Genomic DNA, 6,321 nt, shown 5'->3' on the forward strand with positions numbered 1-6,321 from the left:
AAATTCCATCGCGATGACGGAGGCAAGGATGGTTGCTAGGATGGCGAAAAGGCTCATACAGCGGAGATAGTGGTTTTTCAGGTGAAATAGAAGATGCTTTCACCTAGATCGTCATGCCAGAAGCCCATTTTCCCGAAATTATTTCGACCGGGAAAGGGGACTTGTCTGGAATGTCGCGAGTTTAGTCGCTACATCGCTTGGGCTTCCTGCCTTCGCGGGAATGACGGAACGAAAGAAAATATGACCAAAGCCAGGACCCTCTACGAGAAAATCTGGGACGCCCATGTTGTCGACCAGCGCGATGACGGCACGGCGCTGATCTATATCGACCGGCATCTGGTCCACGAAGTCACCAGTCCGCAAGCCTTTGAGGGATTGCGCAAGGCCGGGCGCAAGGTGCGGCGGCCGGATCTGACGCTGGCGGTTCCCGATCATAATCTGCCGACCACGGCGCGGCTTGATGCGCAGGGCAACAAGATACCGATTGCCGATCCGCAAAGCGCGGCGCAGCTGGAAGCACTGGAAGCCAATGCCCCGGCTTTCGGCATCAAATATATTGGCGCCAGCGACATCAATCAGGGCATTGTCCATGTCATCGGGCCGGAGCAGGGCTTTACCCTGCCAGGCACCACCATGGTTTGCGGCGACAGCCATACGGCGGCGCACGGTGCTTTGGGTTCTCTGGCCTTCGGCATCGGTACCAGCGAAGTCGAGCATGTGCTGGCAACGCAGACGCTGCAACTGACCCGCTCGAAGGCGATGGAAATCCGCGTCGACGGCCTTTTGGGTCCCGGCATCAGTCCGAAAGACCTGATCCTGCATATCATTGGCGTGATCGGCACGGCTGGCGGCACCGGCCATGTCATCGAATATCGCGGCGAAGTGTTCGAGCAAATGTCGATCGAGGGCCGGTTGACCGTCTCCAACATGTCGATCGAAGGCGGCGCGCGGGCTGGCCTGATCGCACCGGATGACAAGACATTTGCCTATCTGAAAGATCGTCCGATGGCGCCCAAGGGCGCGGACTGGGATGCAGCCGTAGCCTATTGGAAGACGCTGCCGACCGACGAAGGCGCGATATTTGACAAGAGCGTCACGATCAATGCGGCCGATGTCTCGCCGACCGTGACCTGGGGGACCAGTCCCGAGGATGTTGTGCCGGTTAACGGGATTGTCCCGAGTCCAGAAAGCTTCGCCGACCCGTCCAAGCAGGATGCAGCGCGCAAGTCGCTGGATTATATGGGGCTGGAGCCAGGGCAGGCGTTGCGCGACATAATGGTCGAAAATATCTTCATCGGCAGCTGCACCAACAGCCGGATCGAGGATCTGCGCGCTGCCGCTTCGATATTGGAAGGCCGCAAGAAAGCCGACAATGTCAAATGGGCGATTGTCGTGCCGGGTTCCGGACTGGTGAAGGCGCAGGCCGAAGCCGAAGGGCTCGACCGGATATTTACCGATGCCGGCTTTGAATGGCGCGAGCCGGGCTGTTCTGCCTGTCTGGGTATGAATCCGGACAAGGTGCCGGCAGGTGAACGCTGTGCATCCACTTCCAATCGCAATTTTGTTGGACGGCAGGGACCGGGTGCTAGAACGCATCTGATGTCACCGGCCATGGCTGCGGCTGCCGCAGTAACCGGCAAGCTTACTGATGTGCGTGAATTGACAAGATAAGAGGTTGAAATGAGCGACGACAACAAGAATGACAAGCCGTCCGACGAAAAGTCTGACGATCAGTCCGGCAAGAATGAGTCTTCGAAACCGAATGACTCAGGGAAATGGTCGACCGGCGCCAAGGTCGGTGCGGCGATCGGGTCGGCTGCGGTTGCGGCCGCGCTCATGTACGCCGGACGGCATCAGATGAAAAAACATGATGATTTCAAGCCGGTCAAGGGCAAGCCGCTGCCAAAATATGAAAATGAGCCGGATTATTATGACGACGGCGATGACGATGGTCTCGTCGCCAAAAGTGAAGACGAATAGAGATGAAACCTGTCAATCGCGTTGAAGGTCGCGCCATCCCCTTCGGTCAGAAAAATGTCGATACCGATGTCATCATTTCGGCCAAATGGCTGAAGACGATTTCGCGGGAAGGGCTCGGGGAAGGCGCGTTTGAGTCGATCCGCGCGCAAGAAGGCAATATTTTCGATGATCCGAAATATGCCGGTGCCTCAATTCTGATCGCCGGTGACAATTTCGGTTGCGGATCGAGCCGTGAACATGCGGCATGGGCGCTGGATGACATGGGCATCAAGGCGGTGATTGCGCCGAGTTTTTCCGACATATTCGCCGGCAATGCGTTTAAAAATGGTTTGTTGGCCATTGCCTTGCCGCAGGAAGCGATCAATCGGCTGATGGAAGTCGCCAAAACCGATCCGGTCACCATCGACATGGAAAGCATGAGCGTCACCACGCCTTTCCAGGATCGCTTTGCATTCGAAATGGACCCGTTCCGGCACCAGTGCCTGATCGAGGGACTGGACGAAATAGACCTGACAATGGCCAAGTCCGATGCCATAGAACGACACGAGAAAATCCATGATTCTGCGCAGCCCTGGCTCGTGCCAGCCGCAGTTTAGAATTAAAAAATTCCAGGGAAGGGAATGAAATGAAGGCTTTGATGTCAACGAAAGTAGGCGGACCGGACACGCTGGAGATGCTCGACGTCGCCGATCCGGTTGCGGGCAAGGGACAGGTTCTTATCGATGTCAAAGCCTGTTCGATCAACTATCCCGATGTGCTGATTATTCAGGATCTCTATCAGTTCAAACCGCCGCGGCCATTCGCGCCAGGCGGAGAAGTTTCCGGTATTATCGCCGCTGTCGGCGAAGGCGTGGCTGATCTGCAAGTCGGTGACCGGGTTGCTTCAACCACCGGCCATGGCGGCCTGGTAGAGAAGGTTGTTGTCGACCAGAATAGCGTATTCAAAATTCCCGATAGCGTCAGCTACGAAGATGCGTCGGCGCTGCTGCTGACTTATGGTACCTCGATTCATGCGCTGGTCGATCGCGGCCATATCCAGGAGGGTGAAACTCTGCTGGTGCTCGGTGCATCGGGCGGCGTGGGTATCGCGGCCGTCGAATTGGGCAAGGCTTTCGGCGCGCGCGTTGTTGCCGCCGTTTCTTCCGAAGAGAAGGCTGCATTCGCAAAGGCTGCCGGCGCGGACGAAACTGTGATTTACGAACGGGCGCCGTTCGACAAGGACCAGTCCAAGGCATTGGCGGCACAGTTCAAGGCAGCCGTTGGCCCGGGTGGCGCAGATGTCATCTATGATGCTGTCGGCGGTGACTATAGCGAACCTGCGGTCCGCTCGATTGCCTGGGAAGGTCGCTTTCTGGTGGTCGGTTTCCCGGCCGGCATTGCCAAGCTGCCGCTCAATCTGACGCTGCTGAAATCCTGTGATGTCTGCGGTGTATTCTGGGGCGCTTATGCCATGCGCGATCCGAAAGGCAATCGCGCGCATATCGACCGGCTGTTCAAGCTGTGGAGCCAGGGCCATATCCAGCCGCGTGTATCCGAGGTTTTTGCCTTTGCAGATGCCGGGCAGGCGATCCAGAAAATGGCAGACCGTGGTGCCATTGGCAAATTGGTCGTCAAAGTCGCTGACTGATTGTCCGGCCACACTTGCAGGAAGCATCGGTGATGCCTATTTTTAGAACAACAGATACCAAGGGAAACTCATGACAGATTTTAAAGATCGCGAAAGTGCGTTTGAATCGAAATTTGCACGCGATGAAGAGATGCAGTTCAGGGTCACCGCGCGGCGCAATCGCCTGCTCGGCCAATGGGCTGCAGAGAAAATGGGACTGACGTCCGAGGAAACCGATGCCTATGCAAAAGAAGTCGTAGCGGCCGATTTTGAGGAAGCGGGCGATGAAGATGTCATTCGCAAGCTTCTGGGCGATCTGACCTCGGCAGGCGTCGAGATGGACGATGCTGGTATCCGGACCGCTTTGAGTGAAAAAATGGTGGAAGCCCGCCGCCAGTTTATCGAAGAGGCGAAGTAAGCCAGATGCCCATGGCGAGTGCAGATATTGAGGCGATGATATTGGCAGCCTTCCCCGATGCTTCGGTAGAGATTACCGATCTGGCGGGCGATGGCGATCATTATGCCGCAAAGGTAACATCCGCTGCGTTCGCGGATATGAACCGGGTTAAACAGCATCAGGCGGTTTACGCTGCGCTGAAAGGCAAAATGGGTGGGGAATTGCACGCGTTGCAACTCACCACAGCCATTCCCGACTAGGAGAATATTTATGACCGATGTGAACGAAAAAATCAAAGCAGTCGTGAACAGCAATGATGTGCTACTATTCATGAAGGGCACCCCGCTGTTCCCGCAATGCGGCTTTTCCAGTCGTGCGGTTGCCATATTGGAACATCTGGGAGTTGGTTTTGACTCTTTTGATGTGCTGCAGGACATGGAAGTTCGGCAGGGAATCAAGGATTATTCCGACTGGCCGACGATTCCGCAGCTCTATGTCAAAGGCGAATTTGTCGGCGGCAGCGATATCATGATGGAAATGTATGAGGCTGGCGAACTTGGCGAATTGATGGCCGAGAAAAAGGTCGCTCCAGCCGAGGCCTGACGTCTTCCTGCTACAAGATAGGCTATGAAATCAAAAAACGGCTCGGTCTAGGAGGACCGAGCCGTTTTTATTGGGGTAAGCTTCGTCGAGACTTATCATAAGAAGGAACAACAGAGACCAGAAGGTTGTTCCCCTCATTTTATCCCTCCTGAAAGGAGGGCCTGGGTGTGAAACGTCAAATACACCCAATATCCTGCATCGGCCGTGCCAGTTTTTCAAAAATTATAAATTACAGTGACTTGCATGGTTTATCCGCTGTTAACGGCTGTAAAGTTGTAAGATAATTCGACAAGTTGCGACTTTTCGACAAACGGCTGCTGCCGATCCACCAACGACATTGCATGGCAAAATCAGTGTTTACATCCGTGGTCGATGAAACTACATCTGTAGTCACTGACGATTTCCGATGGAGGGACCAACATCATGACCGAACGCATTAGCGATGCCGAACATGCTGTCATGGAAGTTCTTTGGAAACGCGCTCCGATGACCGCCACAGAAGTGGCGGAACAAGTCGTTGAGCAGAAAGACTGGTCGCTTCAGACCGTCAAGACCCTGCTGTCCCGGCTGGCTGCAAAAGCGGTCGTTGGCACCGAGCGCGATGGTCGTCGTTTTCTCTATTCTCCGCTGGTCGAACGGGATGCCTATCTCACCGGCGTGTCACGGAATTTTGTGGATCGACTTTTCGGGGGAAAAGTCATGCCATTGGTTGCGCATCTGGCCGAAGCCGATGAATTGAGCGCTGAAGACATCCGCGAAATCGAGGAGCTTTTGAGGGAGTTGAAAAAATGAGCGGCGAATTGAACCAATGGATTTGGGATACCATGTTTTCGATGACCCTGTTGATGCTGCTGGTGTTGCTCATCCGCAAGCCGGTCAGCCATTTCTTCGGAGCGCGCATCGCCTATCTGCTGTGGATATTGCCGCTGGCGCGCCTGTTCATGCCAACGATCACCCTCGAGGCACCCGCCGCGATTGAGCCCGCAGCCAGCTTTGCACCGATTGCCCTTGGTTCAGACATGATTGCTGCAGTGCCGGTACAAACAACCGCATTCAGCGCGCTGGCCTCGCTCGACTGGATGATGATCGCGATCATCCTGTGGCTTGGCGGAGCCGGCCTGCTGTTCATCAGCAAGCTTGCCTCTTATCTGCAATTCCGGGAAGATATTGTTGCCGATGGCCGTTTGATCGGTCGTCATGGCAATATAAAAATTCTGGAAACGGCCGCTGTTGGTGGTCCGCTTGCCTTCGGCTTGTTCGAAAAATATATTGCCGTTCCGACCAACTTTTTTCGCGACTATGCGCCGCGTGAACGGGAACTGGCGCTGGAACATGAAATTGCCCATCATGAATCGGGTGATCTGGCGGCCAATTTTGTCGGCCTCTCGATCCTGTCGCTGCACTGGTTCAATCCCGTTGCCTGGTTCGCCTGGGTCGCGTTTCGGCAGGATCAGGAGACGGCCTGTGATGCGCGCGTGCTGGCGCAAAGCGGCCGGGATGCTCGCGCGGTTTATGGCCGGACGATCGCCAAGTCGGCCTCGGGTCACCGGCTGGGTCTTGCCAGTCCGCTGAACCAGAAGGACAAGATCAAGGGACGGCTGAAAATGCTGGGGCGATCGGAAAAATCTACGCTGCGCCGTCAACTGGGCGCTGGTATGGTTGCCCTCGGCACCGTGATCGCTCTGCCGCTGACCGCGACCGTCACCTATGCCGAAGCGGTCGATCCTGCGGATCC

9 protein-coding genes are annotated in these 6,321 nt (G+C 55.6%); all 9 read left to right on the plus strand.

Annotated features, from left to right (window positions below):
- Window positions 1-240: 240 nt before the first annotated feature.
- Window positions 241-1,671 (plus strand): 3-isopropylmalate dehydratase large subunit, encoded by a 1,431-nt coding sequence (gene leuC / locus V7665_RS12765; protein WP_335664916.1) that lies wholly within the window; start codon window positions 241-243, stop codon window positions 1,669-1,671.
- A 9-nt stretch (window positions 1,672-1,680) separates the two neighbouring features.
- Window positions 1,681-1,980, plus strand: a complete 300-nt coding sequence (locus V7665_RS12770; RefSeq protein ID WP_335664917.1) for a hypothetical protein — start codon at window positions 1,681-1,683, stop codon at window positions 1,978-1,980.
- A 2-nt stretch (window positions 1,981-1,982) separates the two neighbouring features.
- Complete coding sequence (gene leuD, locus V7665_RS12775) at window positions 1,983-2,576, plus strand: 3-isopropylmalate dehydratase small subunit (RefSeq protein ID WP_335664918.1); 594 nt, start codon at window positions 1,983-1,985, stop codon at window positions 2,574-2,576.
- A 29-nt stretch (window positions 2,577-2,605) separates the two neighbouring features.
- The gene (locus V7665_RS12780) at window positions 2,606-3,607 is read left to right on the plus strand and encodes an NADPH:quinone oxidoreductase family protein (protein WP_335664919.1); all 1,002 of its coding nucleotides are present in this window, start codon (window positions 2,606-2,608) and stop codon (window positions 3,605-3,607) included.
- Between the two features lie 70 nt (window positions 3,608-3,677).
- The gene (locus V7665_RS12785; protein WP_335664920.1) at window positions 3,678-4,004 is read left to right on the plus strand and encodes a DUF1476 domain-containing protein; all 327 of its coding nucleotides are present in this window, start codon (window positions 3,678-3,680) and stop codon (window positions 4,002-4,004) included.
- Window positions 4,005-4,009: 5 nt separating this feature from the next.
- Window positions 4,010-4,243: a BolA family transcriptional regulator gene (locus V7665_RS12790; RefSeq protein WP_335664921.1), complete on the plus strand. Its 234-nt coding sequence runs from the start codon at window positions 4,010-4,012 to the stop codon at window positions 4,241-4,243.
- 10 nt (window positions 4,244-4,253) lie between these two features.
- Window positions 4,254-4,586 carry a Grx4 family monothiol glutaredoxin gene (grxD, locus tag V7665_RS12795; RefSeq protein WP_335664922.1) on the plus strand — a complete coding sequence of 111 codons (333 nt, stop codon included), beginning with the start codon at window positions 4,254-4,256 and terminating at the stop codon, window positions 4,584-4,586.
- Between the two features lie 423 nt (window positions 4,587-5,009).
- Entirely contained in the window at window positions 5,010-5,378 is a 369-nt protein-coding gene (locus V7665_RS12800) for a BlaI/MecI/CopY family transcriptional regulator (protein WP_335664923.1), read from the plus strand.
- On the plus strand, window positions 5,375-6,321 hold a 947-nt coding region (locus V7665_RS12805; protein WP_335664924.1), incomplete at its 3' end, for a M56 family metallopeptidase. The genes V7665_RS12800 and V7665_RS12805, both read left to right, overlap by 4 nt.

The organism is Parasphingorhabdus sp., from assembly GCF_036964675.1.
Classification (GTDB): Bacteria; Pseudomonadota; Alphaproteobacteria; order Sphingomonadales; family Sphingomonadaceae; genus Parasphingorhabdus.

Coding starts and splice junctions, on each gene's coding strand:
- leuC (WP_335664916.1), top strand. CDS start 241: ATGACCAAAGCCAGGACCCTCTACGAGAAAATCTGGGACGCCCATGTT.
- V7665_RS12770 (WP_335664917.1), top strand. CDS start 1,681: ATGAGCGACGACAACAAGAATGACAAGCCGTCCGACGAAAAGTCTGAC.
- leuD (WP_335664918.1), top strand. CDS start 1,983: ATGAAACCTGTCAATCGCGTTGAAGGTCGCGCCATCCCCTTCGGTCAG.
- V7665_RS12780 (WP_335664919.1), top strand. CDS start 2,606: ATGAAGGCTTTGATGTCAACGAAAGTAGGCGGACCGGACACGCTGGAG.
- V7665_RS12785 (WP_335664920.1), top strand. CDS start 3,678: ATGACAGATTTTAAAGATCGCGAAAGTGCGTTTGAATCGAAATTTGCA.
- V7665_RS12790 (WP_335664921.1), top strand. CDS start 4,010: ATGCCCATGGCGAGTGCAGATATTGAGGCGATGATATTGGCAGCCTTC.
- grxD (WP_335664922.1), top strand. CDS start 4,254: ATGACCGATGTGAACGAAAAAATCAAAGCAGTCGTGAACAGCAATGAT.
- V7665_RS12800 (WP_335664923.1), top strand. CDS start 5,010: ATGACCGAACGCATTAGCGATGCCGAACATGCTGTCATGGAAGTTCTT.